Here is a 23,443-nt window from a genome sequence, read left to right as displayed (position 1 = left end):
CGCCCCACCGGGCGCGGGCCGACGCCCCGGAACAGGAGCCACATGACCGCCGCGCCGACCACCGGCACCGCCCGCCGACCCGCCGACGCCGAGCCGGACGTCATCCGCAACCCGGTGCTCCGCGGATTCCACCCGGACCTGTCCCTGCTGCGGGTCGGCGGTGACTACTACCTCGCCACCTCGACGTTCGAATGGCTGCCCGGCGTCACCGTGCACCACTCGACGGACCTCGTGAACTGGCGGTCCTACGGCGGCGTCCTGCGCGAGCCCCGGCTGATCGACCTCTCCGGCAACCCCGACTCCGGAGGCGTGTGGGCCCCCTGCCTGTCCTACGCCGACGGGCTGTTCCACCTCGTCTACTCCGACGTGAAGAGCTTCGCCGGAGCCTTCAAGGACGTCCGCAACTTCGTGACCGTCGCCGAGTCCGTCGACGGCCCGTGGTCCGACCCCGTGCCGCTGCCCGGCCACGGCTTCGACCCGTCCCTCTTCCACGACACCGGTCCGGACGGCGACGGGCGCAGCTGGCTGCTGTGGGTCGACTGGGACCACCGCCCCGGCACCAACCCGTTCGCGGGCATCCTCCTGCAGGAGTACGACCGGGTGCTGCGCAAGGTCGTGGGCCCCGTCCAACGGATCTTCACCGGCACCTCCCTCGGCTGCACCGAGGGCCCCCATCTGTACCGCCGCTGCGGCTGGTACTACCTCGTCACCGCCGAGGGCGGCACCTCCTGGGACCACGCCGTCACCGTCGCCCGGTCCCGCTCACTGCGCGGCCCCTACAGGCCGGACCCGGCGGGCCCGCTGCTGACCTCGGCCCACCGCCCCGAACTGGAGCTGCAGAAGGCCGGGCACGCCAGCCTTGTCGAGACCCCTGAGGGCGACTGGTACCTGGCGCACCTCACCGCGCGCCCGCTGACCTCGCGCGGAGCCTGCGTCCTGGGGCGCGAGACGGCCCTGCAGCAGGTCGACTGGACCGCCGACGGCTGGCCCCGTGTCGCGGGGACCGCGGGGAAGGGCACGCCGTCCCTGCTGGTGCCGGCGCCGCCGGCGGCCGCAGAGCAGCCGTCGTCCCGGGCTGCCGAGCTGCCCGAGGAGAACCCGGACGGGTTCGGCGCGGGCAGCGTCCTCGCTCCGCAGTGGATGACCCTGCGGCGGCACGAGGACCCCTCCTGGCTGTCGCTGACCCGTCGTACCGGCTGGCTGCGCCTGCGGGGCGGCGAGTCGCTGTCCTCACGGCACCGGCAGAGCGTCGTGGCCCGCCGCCAGCAGCACACTCGCTTCGACTTCCGCGTCACCGTCTCCGCCTGGCCCGGCTCACCGCGGCAGATGGCGGGCCTGGTCCACCTCTACAACACCGAGCTGTGGCACTACCTCCACCTGACCTGGGACGAGGACCTCGGCCGGGTACTGCGGGTCGCGGTCTGCGACCGCGGGAAGTACTCCGAGACCGCCGACCCGGTGGCCGTCGGACCGGGGCTGGTGGTTCTGCGTCTGGTGGTGCGGGACGACCAGGCCCGCTTCCAGTGGGCCCTGTGGGACCTCGGCCGCTGCGAGGAGTGGTTCCCCATCGGTCCTGTCCTGGACAGCGGGCGGCTCTCCGACGAGTACGCCACGGTGGGCGATCCCGCCACCGGGCACTACTCCAGCTGGGGATTCACCGGGGCGTTCGTCGGTGTGTGCGCGCAGGACCTGACCGGCTCCGGATGGCCGGCCGACTTCGCCGCACCGGTCTACCACGACGCCGAGGACGGCTCCGCCCCGGACGGTCCGGATCCCGTGCTGCCCCTTCCCATGGAGCCGCGGGCATGAGCGCCCGGACCCGCCACGGACGCCCCCCTGGCCGGGCGGGCGCCGAGGGCACGCCGGATATCCTGCGGAAGCGGGCGGCCCCCGGTGCGGTGAGGCGGCGACCCGCCCTCACCACCGGCGGTGCGGGCGCGGAGAAGGGGGAGCGCACATGACGGTGCGGACAGGGAACCGGGTGACGATCAGTGTCATCGCGGCCGAGGCCGGGGTGTCCGTGTCGACCGTGTCCAAGGTCCTCAACGGCCGGTCGGACGTGTCCGCGGAGACCCGCGACCGGATCCAGCGGCTGGTCGACCTGCACCGCTACCGGCGGCGCCAGGGCCGTCGCCGCCGCGGCGGGATCGTCGACCTGGTCCTCAACGAGCTGGACAGCCTCTGGTCCGTGGAGATCATCCGCGGTGCGGAGCAGGCGCTGCACGCGGCCGGGGTGAGCATGGTGCTGTCGGCCGTGCACGGCCGCAGCGCGGACACGGGGGAGTGGCTGGAGCAGATGGCGGCCCGGCGTTCGGACGGCGCCGTCCTGGTGGTGTCCGACCTGACTCCCCGGCAGCGGCTCAAGCTGGTGTCGCTGGGGGTGCCGTTCGTGCTGGTGGACCCGGTGGGTACGGCGGACGCCGGGGTGCCGACGATCGGGGCCACCAACTGGGCGGGCGCCACGGCGGCCACCGAGCATCTGATCCGGCTCGGCCACCGGCGGATCGCGCACCTGGCCGGTCCGCGCAATCTGCTGTGCAGCCGGGCCCGCGCGGACGGCTTCCGCGCGGCGATGGAGGAGGCCGACATCCCCGTCCCCGACGGGTGGCTGCGCTTCGGCGAGTTCAACGACGTCTCCGGCCGGGCCGAGACCCACGCACTGCTCGATGCCGCGGCCAAGGCCCATGTGCCGCCTCCCACCGCCCTGTTCGCGGCCAGCGACCTGCAGGCCTTCGGCGCGTACGCCGCACTGCGCGAGCGCGGCCTGGGCGTCCCGCGGGACGTCAGCGTCGTCGGTTTCGACGACCTCTCCGTCACCCGGTGGAGCGGCCCGCCGTTGACCACGGTCCGGCAGCCGCTGCACGAGATGGCCGCGATGGCGGCCCGGACCCTGCTGCGGCTGGTCGACGGGGAGGAGGTCGATCTGCCGCGGGTGGAGCTGTCGACCCAGCTGGTCGAACGCGCCAGCACCGCCCGCCCGGCCTGACCGCCGCACACCCCGCCGATCGCCCGGCTCGCCGACGGCACGGGCCTCCGCACCCGCTGCCGACCGCCGGGGGCACGGTCCCCGACGGACCTGCTCGCCGGGGGCACGGCCATAGATGGCCTGACTAGCCCATCGGTGGCCTGGCCTGGCCTGGCTCGGGCGCGGCCCGCCCTCCCCGGCCTCCGGTGCCGTCCGGCTCCGGCTCCGGTGCCCTCCCGCTCCGACGCCCTCCCGTTCCGGTGCCGTCGCGGCTGCCGGCTCCGGAGCGCCCGACGGCGCCCCGCCCTCTCGATCACCGGGCGAAGGTTCCACGCAAAGTCGTGAGGCCTCTTGCCCCGCATTGAATTGTTCAGTCAACTGATGAAAGCGCCTGCGGAGCTGTCGCCCCGCAGACAACCCCCGATCTCACGGCGCGACTTCGGCAGCCCCGCCCTGCGTACCGACCTCCCCGCACCGGGCCGGGCTGCCGGACCGGCCGTGCCCCGGGGGCACCGCTCACGTGCCGTACGGCACCCATCGTGAACGTTCGCCGGGACGAACGAGGTGCGCCTCATGCAACCTGATCCGAGACAGCCCACCGCCACGCCCGACCGCGCCGGCCCGCCGGGGCCCGGTCGCCGTGACGTCCTGCGGGCCGCGGGCGCGGCGGGTGTCGTGCTGGCGGCGGCCGGCTGGACACTGGCCCGCCGCTCTCCACCGGACACCGGGACGGACCGCGAACCGTCGGCAGCCGGCTCCACCGCGGCGACCGGCCCGTGGTTCAACGCCTTCCACGCCCCCATCGGCGCGTACGCGACCTTCACTCTGGGATTCCCGGGCGCCTCGGGCGGGTTCGGCCTGGAGTCCGGCGCACCCGCCAACCAGAGCGTGTTCGTCGGCAGTGACCCGCCGGGGGACGGAGGGCCCTGGGCGTTGCCCTTCTTCCACGACGGAGTCAGCGGTGGGGTCGCGCCCCTCGCCCGGGACGCCGTGCACCGGGACTTCGGGGTGGCCACGGACACCTTCACCGCCCAGGACCTCACCTTCGCCCTGTGCTCACCCGTGCGCCCGGTGCCGGACCCCGCCGACCCCGCGGCCGCCCGCGCCCCAGGCGACCTGTCCCTGCCTGCCGGCGACGGGCCCCTGCGCGCCCTGCCCGATGTCCTGCTGCCTGCGGTGTTCGCCGAACTCACCCTGGACAACCGGGCCGGGGCACGCCCGCGCAGGGTGTTCCTGGGGGTCACGGGGGAGAGCCCGCGCCTCATGGACGCCCCGCTCAACGGCGTCGTCTTCGGTTCGCAGCGCACGCACACCGCGCTGGTCGCCGACAGCACCGAGGCGACCGCGGTGACCGGCTCCTACATGGGGGCCATCCTCGACGGGCAGACCGGCGGCGGCAGCATCGGCGCCCTGGTCGCGACCGTTCCCGCCGGGCAGCGCCGCACGTACCGCATCGCGCTGTGCTTCCATCGCGCCGGCGACGTCACCACCGGCGTCGCGATGCGCTACCGGTACACCGACCGATATCCGCGGATCGAGGACGTCGCGACGGCGGCGACGACCGGCCTCGCCGACCGCATCGAGGCCTGCCGGGCCGACGACGAACTCGTCCGCTCGGCCGGCCGGACGCCCGAGCAGACCTTCCTGCTCGCCCACGCCATCCGCTCCTACTACGGGTGCACCGCCCTGCTCTCCGACCCCGACGGCCGCCCCTGGTGGAACGTGATGGAGGGCGAGTACAAGTACATCAACACCTTCGACCTGACCGTCGACCACCTCTTCTACGAGGTCGGGATGAACCCCTGGACGGTGCGCGACGGCCTGGACCGGGCAGCCGGCCGCTACCACTACGACAGCGGCACGGTCAGTTCCCGCCACCGGACCAGCAGACCGCCCGTCCCGGCGGTGTCAGCGTCACCCACGACATGGGCTACTGGCCCGACTACACCGAGCCCGGGCAGTCGCACTACGAGCACAGCGGCAAGACCGGCATCTTCTCCTACATGACCGGCGAGCAGCTGGCCAACTGGGTCCTGTGCGCCGGCGTCTACACCGAGCAGACCGACGACACCGCCTGGCTCGACGCGAAAGCCGGGTTCCTCGCCGACTGCCTCGTCAGCCTGGAGAATCGCGACCACCCGGACCCGGCGCGGCGGGACGGCGTGCAGAGCACCGACACCACCCGCTGCGGACCGGGCGGCACCGAGATCACCACCTACGACTCGATCGGCCCCGGACTGACCACCGCCGTCGGCAACTCCTACATCGCCGTCAAGTGCTGGGCCGCGTACGTCGTGCTGGAGCGGCTGTTCACCCGGCTCGGCCGCGACGACCTGGCCGACCGGGCCCGCCGCCAGGCCGGGGCCTGCGCCGCCACGGTCGCCGGGAGCGCCACGGCCGAGGGGTACCTGCCCGCCAATCTCCGCACCGGAGAGGACGTGAGGATCATTCCGGTGGTCGAGGGGCTGGTCTACCCCTACTTCGCCGGCCGCAAGGACGCCACCGGGGCCGACGGCCCCTACGCACCCCTGGTGCGCGCCCTGCGGCGCCACCTGCAGGCCGTGCTGGTCCCCGGGGTCTGCCTGACGGCCGACGGCGGCTGGAAGCTCAGCTCCGCCAGTGCCAACACCTGGCTCTCCAAGACCTGCCTCAACGAGTTCACCGCCCGCCGGATCCTCGGCCTCGACCTCGTCGACGCGACCGCACGCGCCGACACCGCGGCCGTGTCGTGGCTGACCCGCGACACCAGCGCCTACTGGGCCTGGAGCGACCAGATCGTGGACGGCAACGCCACGTACAGCAAGTACTACCCGCGGGGCGTGACGAGCTTCCTGTGGCTCCAGGAGCCCGCGGTCACCCTCCCACCCTCACCCACCGGAACCGCTACGCCCACCCCCACCGCTACGCCCACTCCGACCCCGACGGCCTCGCCCAGTCCCACGGCGACCACGGACCCCGACCCGAGTCCCACGCCCAGCCCCGGATCCGACTACGACCAGGGCGCCGAGCCCGCCGGTGCCGGCCGGGTACGCCTGTGGTTCGAACCGCACGGCTTCGCCCCGCGCTTCGTGGTGGCGCACTACACGGTCGACGGCCGGGCGCAGCAGAACTACTTCATGACCGCCGCCGGCGCCCGCTGGGAGCGGATCGTGGACGGTGTGTCCCCCGGGGGCCGCATCGACTACAGCCTCCAGTACGAGAAGAACGGGCCGCAGTACGACACCCCCTGGTCCACCTACGTCGCCGGTGCCGCCCCGGCGCGCGCCCGCCGTCTCTTCCGCATGCGCTGACCCGCCCCCACCGCCGCGCCCTTTGCCGCGCCCCGCGCCCGGTGCGCCGCCCCCTTCCCCCGGTCGCTCCCCGGCCGGGCCGTCCCGACGCCCACCCGTGCACCCCCCCACCGACCCGCCAAGGAGGCACGATGCGCGCCATGTCGAAGAACCCCGCACGCCGCAGAGCCCCGGCTCTGCTGCTCGCCGCCCTGCTCGCCCTGGGCGCCTCCGCCGGGGCCTCCGCCCGACCGCTGACCGGCGGAGCTGCGGAGGAACCGGCCGCCGGCCGCACCCTCACCCTGATCGGCCAGGACTACGCACAGGACTACGAGGACTACGTCGCTTCGACCGGGAGCGTCCCCGCCGGGATCTCGCTCTACGGCGACCTGTACTCGGGCGAGTTGAACAACGACAGCCGCGTCCTGCTGCAACGCGTCGCCGCGGAACATCCCCAGTCCTACGCCGAGATCGGGCTGAGCTGGAAGGACGCGATGACGCTGCACGGCTACGGGCTGTACGACGGAGGCGTGTCCGTCGAACGGGACATCGTGGCCCACAAGTACGACGCCCAGCTCGACCGGCTCGCCGCCACCCTCAGCAGCCATCCCTCGATGCACTTCCTGCTCCGCATCGACTACGAGGTGAGCCTCAACCTGCACGCCAACACCGACCCCTCCCGCTTCGACCCCCGCACCGCCGACCCGTCGGCCTACCACGACGCCTTCGACTATGTGGCGCACCGGCTGCGCGTCACCGACGCGGTCGGCAACGTGGAGTTCGTCTACCACCCCGTCCGCGGCACCGCCGACGCCACCGAGCTGTATCCCGGTGACACCTGGGTCGACTGGATCGGCTTCTCGGCCTTCAACAACGACGTGTGCCTGGACGCCAACGGCACGCCCAACTGCGCGGGCGAGCGTCTGGATCCGAACCTGCGGCGGTCGCTGGAGTTCGCCCGCGGCACCGGCAATAAGATCATGATCTCCGAGTCGTCGGTCCAGAACCCCTGGGACGACACACCGGCCCGCTTCAACGACTACCTCGACCGCCTGCTGGACATCGTGGACACCTACGACGTCCGCGCCCTCACCTACATCAACTACGACTGGGCGGCCCACGGCTGGACGGGCGGCTTCGCCGCGACCGACGCCCGCCTCCAGCGCGACCCCGGTGTCCTGGACCACTGGCGCCGACGGGTGCTCGACGACCCGCGCTACGTGCAGTACGGCGCACCGCAGCCGGGACCCGACCCCACGCCCACCCCGACCCCCACGCCGACCCCCACCTCGACCCCGACCCCCACGCCGACTCCCAGCGAGCCGGGTGACGGCACCTACCAGCAGGGTGCGGAGCAGGTGACGCCCACTCAGGTGCGCCTGTGGCTGCGGCCCCAAAGGTTCACGCCGCGCTTCGTGGTGGCGCACTTCCGCATCGACGGGGGCGAGCAGCAGAACTACTTCATGCAGCCCGGCTCCGATCCGGGGCGCTGGGAGTACACGATCGACGGCGTGCCCGCCGGCGCCACGATCACCTACAGCCTGCAGTACGAGAAGAACGGGCCCCAGTACGACACCCCTTGGTCCACCTTCGTCAACACCGCACCCTGACGGAGCGAGACCGGTCGGGCCGCGTCCGGCCCGGTGGCCGTTACGTCGCGGCAGGCGCGGGCCCTGACCCGACCGGTCGGCCTTGGACCCCCGGATCACCGGCAACTTGGAGGTGCGCAGAACGGGTTGGCGCCGCAGCGTCGAGTGAGCAGAGCAGCAACCACCTGTCGGCCGGGCCTGGAGCCGCTGTCATGATGTTGCTCGGCGTGGTGGCGACGGTCTTCCGCGGGCGGAGCCGCCGGAGCGATCCGGTGCCTCCGCCCGCTTCCCCGCGGCGCCGAACCTGTTCAAGTATCCGTACGAGACCGCAGGACCCGATTCCCGAAGGGGAGAGCAGAGAGCCATGACCACAACGGGGCACGGATCGACACGAATGCAGCTCAACCAGATCCCGGCCGACCCGGGGGGCACAGCGAATCCTCGTCGTGTTCCGAGCGGTCAGAAGGACTTGGCGTCGTCGCCTGCCGAGAAGCGGGCCGCGGCCAAGGCGATCGAGCAGCACATCGAGCCTGAAACGAGGGAGTCCGGCGACTACGCCGACGAGCAGACCGATGCGGTGGTCAAGGCGTTCGACGCCGAGGACGGCCATGGCTGGGTGACCTCCTCCGCGGTGAAGAAGGCCCACAAGAAGTGGGAGCAAGTAAATATCAGTGATCGAGTGACCTGAGACATCAAAATATACGAACTCTGCCAGAGGAATCAAATGCCCCACAGTGAGGGACGCCGCGCGTCGAGAGGAACCCTGGTGTTGGTGGCTCTCGTCGCCTGCGCTGTGATGACCGGCGGCATCGCAGCATGGTTCGCGACGCGGGACGACTCGCCAGACTTCTGCCACGATCTTTCGAAGAACGGCAAGATTCGACGGCTCCTGGACGCGGCCCATCAGGCGGAATCGACCTGTGCGGCCTTGGGTGGCGCGCTCAAGAAGGCGGCAGTTCGCGACGGTGCTGAGGACCACTCGATCAAGCAGGCGCAAGCAATGAAGGACGCGCTGCTCGCTGTCGAAGATCAGATGCGAAGAACAGGCACCACCTCACTGGACGAAGACTTTTCCGAACCGTTCGCCGAAGCGCTCGCCGACTATTCGACCGACATCTACGGAATCCTGGCGCCAGGAAGCTTCGATTACTCACGACATGACTCGCCCTCGGACCCGCCCTGGGCGGATGAAGACGGTGTGCACATGGCCATCTTCCAAAAACCCCTGATGCGTGTCATGCGAGGTATTTCTGCCACTCCGGCCGCGTATGTCGAGCTGCGCAGAGGTGTTACGCGGACTGCTGTGCATGAACTCGCAGCGACACCGAACAGTGCTGTGGAAGCTGCTGACCCTTCGGGGGCTGAGGGTCCCTCGGCGCCGAAGGCGAACGGGTGGGTGCTTGGATCGCTGGATGCCGTCGCTGATGAAGTCACCGCGAGGCTCACCCAGGAGGCGGCGGCGGACTGGGAGAACCGAGTCCGTGCGGGTCTGGCGCAAGGGCTGCCTGAAAATGTTCCACCGTACGGGGAAGATCCTGAACGGAATATTCTCGTCACGTGGCAAAAGACGGTTGCGTCGTCCAGTGATGACAGCCTGACCGCAGGCCTTCATATGCAGGGGCCCGTGCTGGTGAAGGCATGGGGTGAAGGGATCCGGCTCGGTGGGGAGAAGATCTCGTCCCTGTCGGAGGGTGCGCGATTCAGTGCCGAGAGTGCGCGAAGCACCATGTTGCACTCCCTCGACTGACGCCGCCCCCGGGTCGGGCGCTGGTCGCGTGCGCCGCCGTCGGTCCGTGCTGTCGGCCGGGGCGGCTTCAACCTCGCCAAAACACGAGCTTGTTGATGAAGCCTCAGATCCGGACAGCGGGTTCGGGGGCGCTCCGGATCGCTCGGGTGGTCCCGGCAATGCCGCCCACTTGCAGCCACCGCAGCCTGCCGACGGCCAGGTTGCGCAGATGGGCTGTTGCACGCGGCGCGCTCCCGGTAGGGACGTGGAGGGATCCTCCTCGGACTTGCGGCGCCCGCCGGTCTCGGCCTGCCCGTCTCAGCCCGTCGTCCCGCCGCCGTCCCGCCGCCCCTGCGGGCCCCGGTCCGTGGGAGGTTCGGCGATGAGTCGCCGTACGACGGCCCCGGCTGCCCCCCGGGCCGCGGCGTCGCCGGGCAGCCTGGAGACCCTGACCAGGGCGTCCACGTCCCGCTCGACGACCAGCCGGTGCTCCAGTTCCCGGGTCAGCGGGCGCACGAGCCAGGGCGCGAGGACCGCGTAGAGCCCGCCGAGGACGACGGTGTCCGGATCCAGGACGTTGACCAGTCCGGAGAGGGCGATGCCCAGCTTCTCGCCGGCCCCTTCGACAGCCTGGAGGGCGCGGGGCTCGCCCTGCTGCACGAGGGTACGTAGCGCGGTCACGGACCCCGGAGGGCCTCCGTGGCGTGTGCCGGGCACGTGCGCCAGGCCCGCGGCCCGCAGGATCGCCTCCTGGCCCGCGAACACCTCCAGGCAGCCCCGGGCCCCGCACCGGCACAGCGGACCCCGCCGTTGCACCGTCATATGGCCGAATTCGCCCGCGTATCCGTGGGCCCCGCGAAAGAGCCGGTGGCCGAAGACGAGCCCGGCGCCGACGCCGACCTCTCCCGACACGTGGATGAAGTCGCCCCACGCGGCGCCGCCGCCGAACCACAGCTCGCCCAGCGCCGCGAGGTCGGCCTCGTTGCCGACCCCGACGCGCAGGCCGGGCAGGTCCAGCACCTGGGGCAGCAGCGTGCCCAGGCCGACGTCCGACCATCCCAGGTTCGGCGCGCGCAGCAGCCGGCCGGTGTCCGACGCGACGATGCCCGGCACCGCCACTTCCAGGCCCATGACGTCGAGCCCGTCCGCACGGCCCAGTTCCAGGGCCCGCCGTACCAGGGGCGCGGAGTCGGCGAGGACCTGCCGCGGGCTCCGGCCGCGGTTGTCGGCGCGCAGCACGTCCTCGTGCCGGACCGTTCCGGTCAGGTCCATCAGGCAGACGGTGACATGGTCGACGTTGATCTCCAGGCCGATTCCCGACGGTCCCTCGGGATTGAGGGCCAGCGGCTGGCCGCGCCGCCCGACCCCCGGACTGGGTTCGGGGGCGAGTTCGACCAGCAGTCCCGCGCGCAGCAACTCGTCCGCGAGCGTCGACACCGTGGCCTTGGTCAGGCCGAGAGCCGAGGCGATCCGCGCGCGGGACGTGGGCCCCTGCTGACTGATGTGGTGCATGACGAGGGCCAGGTTGTGGCGCCGCATGGTGCTCTGATGGGCTGCGAAGCGTTCCCTGCCGTCGGGCGGCAGCCGGGTGAATCCGCTCATGACGGCCGCACGCGTGCACGGTCGCCGTGTGATGGACCGGGGTTCAGAGCGCGCCGTCGAGGTTGCCCCACGTCCCTGATCATAACGGCCCCTCGTCCAGGGGGAGTCGGGCTGCCCGAAACTTCCCGGGGTGACCTTTCGGTCAATCACCGGACCGGTCCTGATTTCTGCCCCGGCCCGTATTGCCGCAGATTCATAAGTTCAGTAAACGTACCAATGTGCCTCGTGGCGGAAACCGGCGGGGGCGGGGGCGGGCGTGGAGCGCAGGCGCCCGGCCGAGCCTCCCGGGAGACCGTCGCGAGGCGTGATGCGCATCGGATGTCAGAGAGCCGCTTGGGCATCCGCTGCCACCCGGCCCGTGCCCCGGAGCCGTGACCCCATCCGTGCCGCCCCCGGCGGCCCGGTGCCGGTCGCGGTCCGTTCCGCGCGGACCGGGCGGTCGCGGGCCCCGGATTGAGCGAGAGGCCCTGTCCCGTTCGGACACGGCTGTTCACCCCCCAACCGGCCGGCTTCCGCGGCGTTCTCGCACGCCGTGCGACCGCGGCCGGCACACACTCGCCCCCACCGGGCAGAAGGAGCCGACACGACCATGCGATCACCAGTGCCCCGCGTCGCCCAGCGCAGACGCGGACTCCTGCTGACCTCGATCCTCGCGCTGATACTCGGACTCTTCGTCGCCTCGCCCTCCTCCGGCAGCGCGGCGGAACCCGCGGCGGCGGCCATGCCGAGCGGTGACGGACTGAAGGGCGAGTGCTTCAACAACAAGACGCTCAGCGGCACACCGAGTGCCACCCGGGTCGACCCCGTCGTCGACTTCAACTGGGGCCAGAGCGGACCGCCCGGAGTGGGCGGGGACAACTTCTCCATCCGCTGGTCCGGCATGCTGATGCCGCCGTCGGACGGCGTGTACACGTTCTACACCACCACCACCGACGACGGCGTGCGCCTGTGGGTGGACGGCCAGCCGGTGATCAGCCGTTGGGCGGTGATGCCGGCCACCCGGATCAAGGGCCGCGTCGAGTTGAAGGGCGGCCAGAAGGTCCACGTCACCATGGAGTACTTCGAGTCGGCGGGGGAGGCGTCGGCGAAGCTGGAGTGGGCGCCGCCCGGCAAGGCCGCCGAACGTGTGCCGCAGCAGGCGCTGTTCTCCCAGGACGACGGCTCTCCCGTGCCGCCGCCGCGGGACCCCCCGCCGCCGCCTCCGGTCGACCACTACGTCAGCGGCCGCTTCATCCCGCCCGACGGCAAGGCCCTGATGGTCGTCGGCCAGGACCTCGGCGGCATCCAGGGGTACGTGGACGGCGGCCTGCCCGCCCCGGGTGGCACCACGACGTACTGCGACATCGCCGAGGCCAACCAGCCGTACATCCTCTACGGCTGCCGTGACGACGAACGCGTCGACTACGGTGCAGGGCCCGTCAACGCCTACGAGAACCTGAGCGACTACCCGAACTCCACCCTGGTGATGGGGCTGTACATCGTCGACAACTCCGGCCAGAACCTGGCCAAGATCGCCGACGGCCGCGACGACCAGTACGTCGATCACCTCGCCCACCTGTTCAAGGACGACGGCCGGCCGGTCTACCTGCGCATCGGGTACGAGTTCGACGGGCCGTGGAACCACTACGACCCGACCGGGTACGTGAAGGCGTTCCGGCACATCGTCGACCGCTTCCGGCTGCTCGGCGTGGACAACGTGGCCTACGTCTGGCAGGCGGCCACCTACATGACCACCAAACCCATCGAGCAGTGGTACCCAGGTGACGACTACGTGGACTGGACCGGTGTGTCCTACTTCCAGTACTTCCCGGCGCCGTACGACCAGATGCTGGAGTTCTCCCGGGCGCACGGGAAGCCCATGATGGTGGCCGAGTCCACGCCGCAGGGCTACGACCTGGACGCCCGCACCAACTACTGGAACGGTGCCGTCACCGACGAGGAGATCTGGTACGGCTGGTACGCGGGCTTCTTCGACTGGGTGCACGAGAACCGCGACGTGGTCCGGGCCGTCGCCTACATCAACACCGAGTGGAACGCTCAGGCCATGTGGGGCGGCCTCTGGGGCGACTCGCGGGTGGAGACCAACCCCTACATCAAGGGCAAGTGGCTCGACGAGCTCAACAACCCGGTGATGGGCTGGATGAACGCCTCGCCCGACCTGTTCGCCACGCTCAAGAAGAGCAACCCCCCGCAGCCGACCCCCACCCCGACGCCGACCGGTCCCACGCCCACGCCGACGTCCACCGAACCCACCCCCGGGGCCGGCACGTTCGACCAGGGCGCGGAGCAGGTGAACGCGACCACCGTGCGGCTGTGGTTCAAGCCCGACGGATTCACCCCGAAGTTCGTGGTGGCCCACTACAAGGTCGACGGAGGTGATCAGCAGAACTACTTCCTGACGTTCAACTCCGCCGAACAGCGCTGGGAGTACACCATCTCCGGCCTCATGGCCGGAGCGGAGGTCGACTACTACTTCCAGTACGAGAAGGACGGACCCCAGTACGACAGCCCCCACTACACCTACACCAACGCCGCACCGGTGAGCGGAGTGCTCGCCGCGGTGGCCCGGCGGTAGCCCACCGCACGGGCGCTCCCGGCACTCCCGTCGCTCCTCGCGCGTCGTGCGCGCGGGGAGCGACGACCGGTGTGCGGGAGCGCCGACTTGTGCAGGGCGCCGCGCCGTTCGCCGTTCACGTCAACGAAGGCGGAAAGTGAACGCCCCCGCGAGGCCTTCGCGTACCACGGCGACGAGGGCGCGATCCAGGCGACGACGAGGGGCAGTTGTGGTGGGTGCGGACGTGTCGCAGGCAGGGCGTGTGGTCGGTGGCTGGCGGCTGCTGGGCCTGGTGGGACGTGACGGGGGCGTCGGGCACTGGTTGGCGGAGGACGTCGGCACCCGGCAGCCGCTGTGGGTGACGGAGGTTCCCCTGGCCGGCCCGGCGGGGCCCGGCGTGCGGGTCGCCGCGGCCCGGTTGGAGCAGGAGGCGGCCGTTCTGCACGCGGCGGAGCCCGGGACGTTCGCCCGCACGCTGGGTGTCACGGCACAGGCGGAGGCGGTGTGGATCGTCGAGGTGCGCCCGACCGGCCGTCCACTGTCCGACCTCCTCGGCCGCTTCCCGATGGGCCCCGCGGACGCCGCGCACGTCGCGCTCAAGGTCCTCGACGCACTGTCGGGCATGCACCGGGCCGGTGTCCTGCGTGGGTTCCTCACGGCACGGCAGGTGTGGCTCCAGCACGACGGCGGGATCGTCCTGACCGGCACGGGCATCGGGACTCTGATGCGCGCGGGCTGCGTCGCCCCGCTGCCGGCCGCCCCCGAGTGGGGCGAGGGCGCCGGCGGCGAGCGCGCGGACCTGTGGACGGTGGGCCGGCTGCTCGCGGTCCTGGTCGGCGTGCGGGTCGAGCAGCGCGGGAACACGGTCTCCCTCACCGGCCGACCGGGCCCGACGGGCCACCGGAACATGGCGGACCCGGCCGGCCCGCTGACCCCTGCCGTCCGCGGGCTGCTGCGCCCCGACGTCGAGACCCGGCTGGCCGAGGTGATCGTGCGGCGGTCCCTGCTGAGAGTCCTGCGCGAGGACCGGTACGCCGCGGAGCCCCCACCCGCGCCGGCCCGGCATCCCGCGGCCCCGCCTCCCACGCACCGCCGGAGGCAGCGCCCGGCCGCCGTGGACGCGTGCGCCGCCGGGATGCTGTTCGCCGCCCTGCTGTGCGTGCTGGTCCGCGTCCTGATGCTGGTGATGCCGAGGATGTCGCCCGGCTCCGGCGACTCCGCACTGCCGTCCGCGCCGACCCCGCCCGCGGCGACCGCGCCGCACAGGGCGGGAACGGGATGAAATCCCCTTTCTGTGACCCTTTTCGGCCCGCCCGTACGGAACGGTGGCCGCATTTCCCGCTCCGTCGGCCCGTTTCGGCTTCTCCTGTTCTGCCTCTCTGGTGAACTACGTCATTTCTTTTGCAGATCAGGCCGCCCGCGGAGAGATTCGATGGACTGGACCATTTTCCCCGACGAGCGCCGGTGCGAGAGGCGTTGACCGGCGTACATGCAGGTCGGGCGATCGTCTCCGGGCCCTGAACGCGACGGGGAGCGGGAATTGACGAAACGTCTGAAAACGGCGTTGCCGAATTGTGAGGCGTACCTTCTTGTTTCCGCCTGGCCGCTGTTCCATCTTTTGGTGATCTTCGTGTGGAGCGATCTGGGCGGCGACGCTGCGGAAGGCGGGAACCATGACCTGTATGTGGTGCGGCAGGGAGGGGTTTCCCCGGGTCGGGGGGCCGCCCATTCCTTCTACCGCGCGTTCCACTCCTGGACCGGACTGACGCCGTCGCAGGTCAGCGCCGACCGCTGAGTGCGGGAGCGCTCACGCGGGAGCGCAGGCCGCGGGGCGTCTCACCCGTCCACTGGCGCAGCGCGCGGTGGAACGAGGTCAGCTCCTCGTACCCGATCAAGAACGCGATCTCGGTGTAGGACAGGGTGGAGCGCCGAAGGTAGGCCCGCGCCATCCGCTCCCGGGTCTGCGCGAGGACCTTCTGGAACGACGTGCCCTCCGTACCGAGGCGGCGCTGCAGCGTGCGCGGGCTCGTCGCCAGCCCGGCCGCCACGTCGGCCAGCGTGCCCCGCCCCGCCGGCAGGCTGGTCAGGAGTGCGGTGTGCGTGCGCTCGGCCCAGGACGCGGACTCCTCCTGGTCGCGCAGGCGCCGGCGCAGTTCCGGCTCGACGTGTTCCCACATACCGGCGTGCACACCGGTCACGAACGGCCGGTGCATGTCGTACGGCGAGAAGACCACCTCGGCGCGCTGACCCCGGGTGAGGTGGACGCCGTCGAGGAAGTCCGCCACGGCCGACTGGTCGGCCGGCGGGGAGGACACCGTGATCCGCGCCGGACCCACCCGGACCCCGGTCGCCAGCCGAGCGAAGGCCACCCAGAAGAGCAGCTCGAACCGCTCCAGCACGGCGGGCGGCGTGAAGGGGTCCCGCGGACGCAGCGCGACACTGAGGCCCCCGTCGGTGCGCACGTCCAGCGTCACCGGGTAGACGAGACGTTTGTAGACGGCGACGCGCGCCGCCGCCTGCGCGAGGTCGCGGCTGGCCAACCCGGCGAAGACGGGCACGTCGAAGTGTTCGGCCGACACCGCCGAGGCAGCCGCGACCGCCAGGTCGGGACCCGTGTACAGGGCGTCCGCCGCCTCCCACAGCGCGAAGAACTCCTCGGCCCCGATCCGCGCCTGCGGACGCTCCGGGAGATCCGCGGGCAGACCGGCGCGGCGCAGCACGGCCGCCGGATCCAGGCCGAGAGCGGCCAGGACCCGGTGCCAGCCGGCGGTGAGGGAGTAGGCCGACATAGGGCTACGCGCGGGCGGCGACCGTACCCTTCTCGACGAGTTGCTGGAACATGTCCTCCATCGACTCCTGCAGCGGCCGGTAGACCATGCCCAGCTCACGGCGGCTCTTGCCGTTGTCCGCGTGCCACTCGACGCCGACGTTGCGGCTGACGAAGGTGCGGGAGAGCCCGGCACTCGGTGCCGCCAGCCACACCAGCGGCTTGGGCAGCGCACGCCTGGGGATCGGGAAGCGGTCCCCGAAACGCGGGAGCAACGCCCGGCCCAGAGCGAGGACGTCGGTGTCGTGGCCGGAGAGGATGTGGCGGCCGCGGGCGTCGGGGAGGTACCCGGCGGCGATGTGCGCCCGGGCCAGGTCGCGGACGTCGACGACACCGAGCCCGGCGCGGGGGGCGCCCCGGCGCAGGGTGCCGTCGCCGAGCTGCCGGACGATCGAGAAGCTCTCGGAGGTGGGCTGTGCGTTGACCGAGGGCCCGATGACCAGGGACGGGTTGATGACGACCAGCCGCCAGCGGTCCTGCGCGTCGGCGATGTCCCACGCGGTGCGCTCGGCGAGCAGCTTGGAGTAGCTGTAGGGCTGGTAGTCCAGTGACGCGGTCGTGTTCCAGACGTCCTCGGTCAGCCTGCCGCCGGGGGCCTTCGCGCAGTCGCTGGCGTCGGTGTAGATCGCGGCGCAGGAGGACGTGAGCACGACGCGCTGCACGGAGGGGGTCGCGTTCGCGCTCTCCAGCACGCTGCGCGTGCCCAGGACGGCCGGGTCGATCAGCTCACGCTGAGGATCGTCCACCTGGGTGGTGAACGGGGACGCGGTGTGGAACACGATGCGGCATCCGGCCATCGCCTCGGTGTACGAGCCCTCCTCCAGCAGGTCCGCTGCGAAGAACCGGATCTCCCCCGGCGACTTCTCGGCGAAGTCGACGAGGTGCTGGATCTTCGCGGTGTTGCGGGGGTCGCGCACTGCGGCGTGCACCGTGACACCTGCGTCGAGCAGGCCCTTCACGAGCCACCCGGCGACGTATCCCGTCGCGCCGGTGACCAGGACGGGAGCGGACGTGTCCACGGGGATGCCGGTCAGGTCTGGTTCTTGGTGCATGTGGCGACCCTACGGCGGCCCGTCCGATTTCTCTTGTCGGATCACGCCACGCCCGAAAGCCGCGAATCCCACCTCCCGGGGGTGGCCCGGCACGGCCCGGCACGGCCGCGGCTCACTGCTCCAGCACCGCCTCCATCGTGAGCCGGGCGACCTTCGCCGCCGCACCGCCGCCGACGTCGTCGACATGGGCGGCGTCGTCCTCGACGACCACCGCGACGGCCACCGGCGAACTGCCGTCCCCCGGTTTCGCGTAGGAGATGAACCACGCGTACGGCTTCTCGCTGTTGCCGACGGCGTACTGGGCGGTACCGGTCTTGCCGCCGACGGTGACGCCGTCGATCCGGGCGTCGCGTCCCGCCCCGGAGGTCACGACCGTCTCCATCATCGACTGCAGGATGTGCGCGTTCCTCTCGGACAGAGGCCGGCTCAGTGCCTTCGGCCGGGCCTGCTCCAGGGTGTGCCGATCCGACGACTGCACCACGTCCACCAGGTAGGGCTTCATCAGCAGTCCGTCGTTCGCGACGGCGGCGGCGACCATGGCCATCTGCAGCGGGGTGGCCGCGGTGTCGTAGGCGCCGATCGAGCTCAGCACGGTCTGCGCCGTGTTCGCCGTGTCGGGGAAGACGGATGTCCGGGCGAGCAGCGGTGTCCGCTGCTCCGCGCCGAAGCCGAACTTCCTCGCCTCCGCGAGCATCGTGTCCGTGCCGAGGTCGGCGCCGATCTTGCCGAAGACGGTGTTGCAGGAGCGCTGCAGCGCCACACGCAGAGACGCGTTCCGGCAGGAGGCGCCGGTCTCGTCCTTCAGTTCGGTCGTGGTGTTCGGCAGGAGGTACGGCACCGGTGAGTTGGTCGCCCCGTCGGCGGTGTCGTACAGCCCGAACTCCAGGGCTGCCGCCGCGGTGACCACCTTGAACGTGGAGCCGGGCGGGTAGGTCGCGCGCAGCGCCCGGTTGAGCAGGGGTTGCGACGCACTGCCCGTGGCCTGACGCCAGGCGGCGGCGTCGGAGGACGTGTTCCCGCTGAACGACGAGGGATCGGACGAGGGAGTGCTGACCAGCGCGAGAATGCGCCCGCTGGACGGCTCGATGGCCACGGCGGCGCCCTGCCTGCCGTTCAGAGCCCGGTAGGCCGCCTTCTGCGCCTCCGGCACGACCGTGGTGACGACCCGGCCGGGCGTTCCGTGCAGGCGGCCGTCCGTGCCGTCGAGAACCTCCTTGTAGATCGCTTCGAGACCGCTGGTCCCGAACGACTGCGAGCGGTGGCCGGTCACCGGGTGGTACAGGGCTCCGTCGGAGTAGGTGCGTTGGTACGGGCCCGCCGAGGCGCCGGTGCGCTCGGTGCCGGTGACGGGCTTCCCGCCCACGACGATGTCGCCGAGCGGCCCGGCCGAGGCTCCGGAGGTGCCCTGGTCGCCCGTGCCGCCGCCCTGGGTGAGTCTGAGAGCGGCGAAGGTCGAGAGACCCACCACCAGGGCGGCCAGCACCGCCCACGTCACTCGCTGCCGCGCGCGCCGTACCTGCCGTTCCGGTCCACCGGGCTGCGGTGCCGCCACGGGCCACCGCGGTGCCGGCGAGCCTTGCGAACCCGGCGGATTCCGCGGCGACGGCGGAACCGGCCCGGCGGCCGGATCGGCGGGGCCGGCAGGGCCCGAGGCGTCCGGCGGTTCCATGGCCGCGGTGTTCCACGCGGTCACGGGGAAGGGCAGCCAGCCGCGGGAGTCACGTTCCAGCCGGCCCTCACCCGCCTGCTCCCGGCACACCTCGATCACCTGGGACGGTGTCGGCCGTTCGGCCGGTTCCTTGGCCAGGCAGCGGGCGGTCAGCTCGCGCAACTGCTCGGGGCAGTCCCGCAGATCGGGTGTCTCGGCCACGATCCGGTACAGCAGCGCGTGGCTCGGCCCTTCTCCGAACGCGTGCTTGCCGGTGGCCGCGAAGAACGTCACCAGCCCGAGGGCGAAGACGTCCAGGGCCGAGGTGGCCTCCCGCCCGGAGACCTGTTCCGGTGCCATGTAGGCGGGCGTGCCCAGCCGCTCGTCCGTTCCCGTGAGGGCCGTCGCGTCCATGGCCCGCGCGATGCCGAAGTCGATCACCCGCGGGCCGTCGAAGGCCAGGAGCACGTTGGAGGGCTTCAGGTCCCGGTGGATCAGACCGGCCGCATGAACGGACTGCAGTGCCTCGGCCACCCCTGCCGTCAGTTGCAGCACCGTCAGCGGGGGCAGCGGACCGTACGTGCTCACCGCCGTGCTGAGCGCGGGCCCGGGGGTGTAGGCGGTGGCCAGCCAGGGGTGCGGTCCTGCGGTCTGGCTGTCCAGCACCGGAACCGTGTACGCCCCCTGGACCCGGCGGGCTGCCTGGACCTCGCGGGTGAAACGGCGGCGGAACTCCGCGTCCTGGGCGAACTCCTGGCGGATCACTTTCAGCGCCACGGGCTGTCCGCCCGGCGTGTAGCAGAGATAGACCACGCCCATTCCGCCCGCGCCCAACCTGGCCCGTACCCGGTAGCCCGCGATCTCCGCGGGATCGCCCGGCCCCAGCGCCTGCACCACTGCTTCCCCCCTCGCAGTGCCCCCTCCGCGGCGCACGGCCCGCCGAGTGCCGCGAGGAACCCGCGAAGAAGGCTGATGCGCGGGCCGTTCCGGCCCGCCGTGTCACTCACCGTCGCCGAGCGACCACGGCACTCCGCTGAGCGAGCCCTTCCTACTCACGCCGCACGAAGGCGAGAGGGGCCTTTGCGGAAAGTTTGCCGAGGGGCGCGGTCCGCCCCGCCGTTCGGGCGCCCGGCCCGGCCGTCGGAGGCGGTGCGGGACGCCGTGCGGCGGGCCGCGAGGGTCAGGCGACCCGGGCGCGTGGACGGGGCACGACCACCGGGGAGGAGTCCGAGGGGGCCTGCAGGATGTCGGCGTCGATGCCGTAGAGGTCCTTCACCAGGGCCGCGTCGACGGTGTCCGCCGGGGCGCCCCGGGCGACCACGCGGCCGTCCTTCATGGCGACGACCGTGTCCGCGTACCGCGCGGCGGCGGCGAGGTCGTGCTGGACCATCACCACGGTGCGTCCGGCTGCGGCCACCTCGCGGACCAGTTCCAGGACCTCGACGACATGGCCGAGGTCCAGCGCGCTGGTGGGCTCGTCCAGGAGGACGACCGGGGTCTGCTGGGCGAGCACCATGGCCAGCCAGCAGCGTTGCCGCTGGCCGCCGGAGAGCCGGTCGAGGCGCTCACCGGCCAGGCCGGTGGTGCCGGTGGCGTCGAGGGCCTCCCGGACGGCCCGTTCGTCGGCGCGGGACCACTGGCGGAGCAGCCCCTGGTGGGGATGGCGGCCGTAGCGGACCAGGCCGGCGACGGTGATCGCCTCGGGGGCACGCGGTGCCTGCGGGAGCAGGGCGATCCGGTGGGCGGCGCGGCGCTGCGTCAGGGACCAGACGTCCTCGCCCGCCGCGCGGACGGTTCCGGACTCGGGCCGGTGCAGACGGGCGACGGTGCGCAACAGGGTGGACTTGCCGCAGCCGTTGGGGCCGACGACCGCGGCGACCTGTCCGGCGGGGACGTGCAGGTCGACGCCCCGGACGACGGGGCGGCCGGGGTAGCCGGCGTGCAGGGAGCGTACGTCCAGGCCCGGGCGGCCCGGCTGCGTCAGGTCGGTCATGGCGGGGTCAGGCCTTTCCGGTGGGGGGCCCGTCGGAGTCGGCGCGCAGCAGTACCCAGAGCAGGAACGGGCCGCCCAGGACGCTGGTGACGACACCGACGGGGAGTTCGACGGGGGCGACGACGCGGCCGAGGGCGTCGGCGGCGGTGACCAGTGCCGCACCCACCAGGGCCGAGCCCAGGACGGGCACCCGGGTGGGTCCGGCGAGCCGCTGGGCGAGGATCGGTGCGGCCAGCGCCACGAACCCGATGGGTCCGCCGACGCCCACCGCGACGCCGGCCAGGACGACCGCGAGCGCCAGCGCGGCGGCCCGTACCCGGCGCAGGTCGGCGCCGAGGGCGGCGGCCATGTCGTCGTCGAAGTGGAGGAGTCGGAGGCGGTGGCCGACGGCCAGGCCGAGCGGCAGCAGAGCGATCAGGACGATCAGCAGCGGCGTCCCGACGGACCAGTCCCGGCCGTTGAGGCTGCCGACGGCCCAGAGGAAGACGCCCCCGGCGGTGTTGTCGTTCTCCCGGGACATGATGAGGTCGCCCGCCGCGCCGATGAAGGTGGAGACGCCGATGCCGACGACCAGCACGCGGTAGCCGGCGGTGCCCGCGCCGCCCGCGCACAGCACGACGAGGACGGCGGCGCCGACGGCGCCGAGCGGTCCGAGCCACCAGGCGCCGACCATGCCCGTGGACGAGCCCGCCGCGGTGGCGACGACGACCGCGGTGGCGCCGTCGTCGACGCCGATCAGGTCGGGGGTCGCGAGGCGGTTCCCGGCGAGGGCCTGAGTGAGGCAGCCGGCCGTGCCGAGGCAGGCGCCGACCGTGACGCCGACGAAGATCCTGGGCAGCCGGAAGTCCCGCACGATCATCGTGGTTCCCCGGTCACCCGTCCCCAGCAGTCCGGAGACCGTGTCGGCGAGGCTCATGCCGCTCGAACTGGCCAGCGCGGCGAGGACGACGAGGACGGCGAGCGCCGGCAGCAGCAGCACGGCGGCGAGGGCGCCGCGCCGGGGGAAGAGCCAGGAGACCGCGCCGCGCCGCAGGACGGTGCTGTCCGGGGGCGTGATGTCGATCGCCGCGTGGTCGGGCGCGGTCCCCGATGCCGTCGCGGGACTTCCCGGCGCCCGACGCGGTGTCATGTCCGTCATGGGGCGGCTCCTGCGGTCGACAGGCGGGAGGAACGGGCGATCCACACCAGCAGAGGGCCGCCGACGAAGGCGAGGAGCACACTGACCGGGGTCTCCCAGGGGCGGATCACGATCCGGGCGAGGACGTCGGCGGCGAGCATGACGTCCGTGCCGACGACCGCGGACAGCAGGAGCTGGGCGGACATCCGGGGCCCCGTCAGGGCGCGGGCCGCGTACGGGGCGAGCAGACCGAGGAAGGCGATCGGCCCGGCCACGGCGACGGCGCAGCCGGCGAGCAGGGAGACGGCCGCCGCGGTCACCAGCCGGGTGCGGCCGGGACGGTGGCCCAGGGACCGGGCGCTGTCGTCGCCGAGTGCGAGGGCGGACAGCGGGCGTGCCGTCAGCAGCGCGAGCAGGAACCCGGCGCCGGCCGGTGGCAGCAGTGGGAGCAGGCCGTCGGTGGTGGCGCCGGCGAGGGAGCCGATGGTCCAGTAGCGGTAGGTGTCGAAGGTCGACCGGGTGCCGAGCAGCACCGAGGAGGTCAGGCCGTGGAAGGTGGCGCCGAGCGCCGAGCCGGCCAGCACCAGGCGCAGCGGCGAGCCCGCGGTGCGTCCGGCACCCGCCAGGAGCAGGACGGCCGCGCTGGCGGCCATGCCGCCGAGCAGTGCCCACGTCAGCAGGCCCTCGGGGGAGCCGACGCCGAAGAAGGTGAGTCCGACGACGACCGCGAAGGCGGCGCCGGAGTTGACGCCGAGGAGCCCGGTCTCCGCCAGCGGGTTGCGGGTGGCGGCCTGCAGGAGGCAGCCGGCCGTGCCGAGGCAGGCGCCGACCAGCACCCCGGCGAGGGTCCGCGGCAGGCGCAGGTCGACCACGGCCAGCCGCAGTTGGGCATCGGCCCGGGCGCCCGGGTCGCCGAGCAGGTAGGCCCAGGCGCGGGCGGGTGAGCTGGTGCCGGTGCCGATCAGCAGGGACAGCAGCGCCAGCACCGGCAGCAGGGCGAGGACGACTGCGACGACCCACGGGAGGGGCCGCCGCGTCGCCCGCCCGGGCGGGGCGGGCGGCGCCCCCGGCGCGCCGGGCTCCGCCGGGGTGTCAGGGGTG

General features: G+C 72.5%; 17 protein-coding genes. 10 read left to right on the top strand and 7 right to left on the bottom strand.

Going from position 1 to position 23,443, the window contains the following annotated elements; genetic code table 11:
* Positions 1–42: 42 nt before the first annotated feature.
* The 7 genes from JS756_RS28880 to JS756_RS28850 all read left to right on the top strand — a co-directional run bounded on the left by JS756_RS28880 (position 43) and on the right by JS756_RS28850 (position 9,570).
* Entirely contained in the window at positions 43–1,809 is a 1,767-nt protein-coding gene (locus JS756_RS28880; RefSeq protein WP_205386181.1) for a glycoside hydrolase family 43 protein, read from the top strand.
* A 148-nt stretch (positions 1,810–1,957) separates the two neighbouring features.
* The gene (locus tag JS756_RS28875) at positions 1,958–2,986 is read left to right on the top strand and encodes a LacI family DNA-binding transcriptional regulator (protein ID WP_205386180.1); all 1,029 of its coding nucleotides are present in this window, start codon (positions 1,958–1,960) and stop codon (positions 2,984–2,986) included.
* A gap of 552 nt (positions 2,987–3,538) precedes the next feature.
* The gene (locus JS756_RS37655; protein WP_205386179.1) at positions 3,539–4,972 is read left to right on the top strand and encodes a glycoside hydrolase family 52 protein; all 1,434 of its coding nucleotides are present in this window, start codon (positions 3,539–3,541) and stop codon (positions 4,970–4,972) included.
* Entirely contained in the window at positions 4,891–6,255 is a 1,365-nt protein-coding gene (locus JS756_RS37650) for a glycoside hydrolase family 52 protein (protein WP_205386194.1), read from the top strand. The genes JS756_RS37655 and JS756_RS37650 overlap by 82 nt, the downstream gene beginning before the upstream one ends.
* Before the next feature lie 131 nt (positions 6,256–6,386).
* Positions 6,387–7,844: a glycosyl hydrolase gene (locus JS756_RS37645; RefSeq protein ID WP_205386178.1), complete on the top strand. Its 1,458-nt coding sequence runs from the start codon at positions 6,387–6,389 to the stop codon at positions 7,842–7,844.
* Between the two features lie 448 nt (positions 7,845–8,292).
* Complete coding sequence (locus tag JS756_RS28855; protein WP_205386177.1) at positions 8,293–8,511, top strand: hypothetical protein; 219 nt, start codon at positions 8,293–8,295, stop codon at positions 8,509–8,511.
* Between the two features lie 84 nt (positions 8,512–8,595).
* Positions 8,596–9,570, top strand: a complete 975-nt coding sequence (locus JS756_RS28850; RefSeq protein WP_205386176.1) for a hypothetical protein — start codon at positions 8,596–8,598, stop codon at positions 9,568–9,570.
* 297 nt (positions 9,571–9,867) lie between these two features.
* Here the strand turns inward: JS756_RS28850 and JS756_RS28845 are convergent, their stop codons facing one another.
* Positions 9,868–11,151 (bottom strand): ROK family transcriptional regulator, encoded by a 1,284-nt coding sequence (locus tag JS756_RS28845; protein ID WP_240204521.1) that lies wholly within the window; start codon positions 11,149–11,151, stop codon positions 9,868–9,870.
* A gap of 589 nt (positions 11,152–11,740) precedes the next feature.
* Here JS756_RS28845 and JS756_RS28840 point away from each other — a divergent pair.
* From JS756_RS28840 to JS756_RS28830, 3 genes are all read left to right on the top strand, one after another.
* On the top strand, positions 11,741–13,726 hold the full coding sequence (locus JS756_RS28840) for a PA14 domain-containing protein (RefSeq protein ID WP_205386175.1): 1,986 nt from the start codon (positions 11,741–11,743) through the stop codon (positions 13,724–13,726).
* A gap of 223 nt (positions 13,727–13,949) precedes the next feature.
* Positions 13,950–14,987, top strand: coding sequence for a protein kinase family protein (locus JS756_RS28835; RefSeq protein ID WP_205386174.1), 1,038 nt, complete (start codon positions 13,950–13,952; stop codon positions 14,985–14,987).
* Positions 14,988–15,245: 258 nt separating this feature from the next.
* Positions 15,246–15,500, top strand: coding sequence for a hypothetical protein (locus JS756_RS28830; protein WP_205386173.1), 255 nt, complete (start codon positions 15,246–15,248; stop codon positions 15,498–15,500).
* On the opposite strand, the gene JS756_RS28825 is transcribed toward JS756_RS28830, so the two are convergent.
* The 6 genes from JS756_RS28825 to JS756_RS28800 all read right to left on the bottom strand — a co-directional run bounded on the left by JS756_RS28825 (position 15,484) and on the right by JS756_RS28800 (position 23,337).
* Complete coding sequence (locus JS756_RS28825) at positions 15,484–16,494, bottom strand: AraC family transcriptional regulator (protein WP_205386172.1); 1,011 nt, start codon at positions 16,492–16,494, stop codon at positions 15,484–15,486. The genes JS756_RS28830 and JS756_RS28825 overlap by 17 nt on opposite strands.
* Positions 16,495–16,498: 4 nt before the next feature.
* The gene (locus JS756_RS28820) at positions 16,499–17,584 is read right to left on the bottom strand and encodes an NAD-dependent epimerase/dehydratase family protein (RefSeq protein WP_205386171.1); all 1,086 of its coding nucleotides are present in this window, start codon (positions 17,582–17,584) and stop codon (positions 16,499–16,501) included.
* Positions 17,585–17,696: 112 nt separating this feature from the next.
* The gene (locus JS756_RS37870; protein ID WP_205386170.1) at positions 17,697–20,129 is read right to left on the bottom strand and encodes a penicillin-binding transpeptidase domain-containing protein; all 2,433 of its coding nucleotides are present in this window, start codon (positions 20,127–20,129) and stop codon (positions 17,697–17,699) included.
* A gap of 283 nt (positions 20,130–20,412) precedes the next feature.
* Positions 20,413–21,225 (bottom strand): ABC transporter ATP-binding protein, encoded by an 813-nt coding sequence (locus JS756_RS28810; RefSeq protein ID WP_205386169.1) that lies wholly within the window; start codon positions 21,223–21,225, stop codon positions 20,413–20,415.
* Positions 21,226–21,232: 7 nt separating this feature from the next.
* On the bottom strand, positions 21,233–22,363 hold the full coding sequence (locus tag JS756_RS28805) for a FecCD family ABC transporter permease (protein ID WP_438817352.1): 1,131 nt from the start codon (positions 22,361–22,363) through the stop codon (positions 21,233–21,235).
* Positions 22,360–23,337, bottom strand: a complete 978-nt coding sequence (locus JS756_RS28800; protein ID WP_205386191.1) for a FecCD family ABC transporter permease — start codon at positions 23,335–23,337, stop codon at positions 22,360–22,362. The genes JS756_RS28805 and JS756_RS28800 overlap by 4 nt, the downstream gene beginning before the upstream one ends.
* Positions 23,338–23,443: the final 106 nt, after the last annotated feature.

Origin of the sequence: Streptomyces actuosus, assembly GCF_016921115.1 — a bacterium.
Lineage (GTDB): Bacteria > Actinomycetota > Actinomycetes > Streptomycetales > Streptomycetaceae > Streptomyces > Streptomyces actuosus_A.
This window is presented reverse-complemented; position numbering and strand designations above follow the sequence as displayed.